Genomic DNA, 2,660 nt, shown 5'->3' on the forward strand with positions numbered 1-2,660 from the left:
CAAGCGCACAAAGCCGAGGACGCCGCAGAGCAGAACCGCGAAGCCGAGAAGCGATGTCGCGATCGGCCGCTCGATGAAGGGTGTCGAGAGGCTCATTGCGACGGAGCAGGCGCCGCCGCCGGCGGGGCTTGAGCATTGCTGAGAGGGCGTTGCCCGCGCCGCCGTTGACCCAGGCGTTCGCCGGGCGGTCCGCCCGCCGGGCCGGCGCCAGCCTCGCCCGTGCCCGCCTCCGCCCCCGATTGCTGTGCCGCGAGCGCGCTTGCCGCGCCGGGTCCGTTGGGGGAGGGTGCATTGGCCGCGTCCGCGGCAACTGGCGATCCTGGCGCTGCCTCGTTGCTCGCCTGGTCACCCGCTTTCCCGCCCGTCCCCGGCGGAGCACTTCCTTTCCCGGTATCAGCCTCGGCGGGAGCGACACGCACCTCGGCGCCGTCGGTCAGCCGCGAGAAGCCGGTGGTGACTACCTGCTCTGGCGGGGTGAGCCCAGAGCTCACGACGGCTTGCGTCTCGTTCTGCCGCGCGATCGCGACACTGCGCAGGGAAACCTTGGAATTGGTGCCGAGCACATAGACATAAGCGCCATTGGGTCCTCTTTGGACCGCCGCGGTCGGCACCACGACGGCATGAGAGAGGACATCGATGTAAAGGCGCACATTGATGAACTGGCCTGGCCACAATTGCAGGTGCTCATTGGGGAAGAGCGCCTTGAACTTGATGGTGCCAGTCGTTTGATCGACCTGGTTGTCGACCACCTGGATGGTGCCCTTGTCGATCACCGTCGTGTTGTCGGCTTCGAGCGCATGCACCGAGACCGACCCCTTCGCCATCGCGGCATTGACCGCGCGCAACTGCTGTTGTGGCAGATTGAAGATCACCGAGATCGGCTTGAGCTGCGTGATGATGACGATGCCGACGAGGTCGGATGCGTGCAGGATGTTGCCTTGGTCGACGAGCCGGATGCCGGTGCGCCCGTCGAGCGGCGAGGTGATCGTGGTGTAGTTGAGCGTCGCCTTGGCGTTGTCGATAGCCGCCTGATCGCCATTCACCTGCGCCTCGAGCTGGGCCACCAAGGCCTTTTGCGTGTCCGCCTGCTGCTTCGATGCCGCCTCGGATTGGGCGAGCCTCTGGTAGCGCAAGAGATCGTTACGCGCATTGGCGAGCGTCGCCTCATCTTGCGACTTCTTGGCCACCGCCTGGTCGTATTGCGCCTGGTAGGTGGCGGGATCGATGCGCGCCAGCACATCACCCTTCTTCACATCTTGACCGTCCGTGAAGGCGAGCTCGATGAGCTTGCCGTCGACCTGAGGGCGCACCGTCACCGTGTTGAGCGCCTGGACGGTCGCGACGGCGTCATCCGTGACCGGCACGTCCTCGTAATGCACAGCGGCGACGACGACCGGCACCGGCCCTTCATCGGCGGCCCGGCCGGACCGACCCTGCGACGAGCGCGCCTGTCGCCCGCCCTGGCGCCGACCCTGTCCGTCCGCGCCGCCGGCGGTCGCCGTCGCGTCTTGGCCGACCCGCGCCCAGGTCGGAACCCATTCGGGCAGCGGCACGGGAGGCCAGCCGGGCACGAGGCCCGCCTGGTTCGCGTAATACGCCCCAGCGACGATCACCAAAAGCAGAAGGAGCAACCGTTTCATGGTTGATAACCGGGCGCCGCGACAACCGCTGGGGGTAATATAGTGCCGGGGTCGGTCGCGGGTTGGTCATCTTCGGTCACAGGATAGCGATCGCGCGTCCAGCCGCCTCCAAGCGCCTGATAGAGGCTCACCATGGCCAAAAACCGCTGCAGCTTGATCTGCGAGAGCGTATCTTCAGCCTGAAAAAGCGTCTGCTGGGTGTTGAGCACGGTGGTGATGTCGATCGTCCCTTCGTGGAGCTGCTGTTCGGTCAAGCGGTAGGCCTTGCTGGAATAAGCAACCACCTCGGCCTCGAGTTTCTCATGGCGTGTCGTCTCGTCGACCGCGATGAGGGCGTTCTCGACGTCGGCAAATGCCTGGATGATGGTTTTGCGATAGGCCTGCAGGAGCTCCACCTGCTTGCCTTTTTGCAACTCGAATTGGCCTTCGAGATTGCCGCCATCGAATATCGGCTGGGTGGCGCTCGCCGCCATCTGGCCGAAGAAGGCATCGGAGCGAAACAGGTTCTTGAGCAGGAGGCTTTCGACGCCGCCGCTGGCGCTGAGCTTGATCGCTGGAAAAAACGCGGCGCGCGCCGCATAGACGCTGGCATTCTGCGCGGCGAGCTGCGTCTCGGCCTGCGCAATGTCGGGGCGGCGCAGGAGAAGCTGCGAAGGAATTCCGGCCGGCACATGCGGCAATGCGAGTCGGTCGAGCGAGCCCCCCTTGATCGCGACGGATTCGGGCGTGCGCCCGAGAAGCACGGCGATGAGGTTCTTGCTTTGCAGGACGGTTTGCTCGAGCGGGGGAATCGATGCCCGCTGGGTGGCGACGAGGCTCTCTTCTTGCGAGAGGTCGAGAGCCGAAGCCGTACCCACCGAGAGACGGCTTTGGATCGCCTTGAGCACGCGTTCGGCCGTGCTCGTATTCTCGCGCGCGATGCGCAACCGGTCTTGCGAGCCGAGAACCGTGAAGTAGGTATTCGCGACGGAAGCCGCAGTCATCAGTGCCACCACATCGCGGTCGAAGCGGCTCGCCTCG

General features: G+C 65.3%; 2 protein-coding genes. Both read right to left on the reverse strand.

Going from position 1 to position 2,660, the window contains the following annotated elements:
• Nucleotides 1-92: 92 nt before the first annotated feature.
• Nucleotides 93-1,640: an efflux RND transporter periplasmic adaptor subunit gene (locus tag JOY90_RS36640; protein ID WP_291695962.1), complete on the reverse strand. Its 1,548-nt coding sequence runs from the start codon at nt 1,638-1,640 to the stop codon at nt 93-95.
• Nucleotides 1,637-2,660: TolC family protein (locus tag JOY90_RS36645; protein WP_291695963.1), on the reverse strand; the 1,024-nt coding region annotated here is incomplete at its 5' end. The genes JOY90_RS36645 and JOY90_RS36640, both read right to left, overlap by 4 nt.

Origin of the sequence: Bradyrhizobium sp. (assembly GCF_019242285.1) — a bacterium.
Lineage (GTDB): Bacteria > Pseudomonadota > Alphaproteobacteria > Rhizobiales > Xanthobacteraceae > Bradyrhizobium.

Bases quoted from the DNA above. Each gene is read 5' to 3' on its own strand.
- JOY90_RS36640 (WP_291695962.1), bottom strand. From the start codon at position 1,640: ATGAAACGGTTGCTCCTTCTGCTTTTGGTGATCGTCGCTGGGGCGTAT.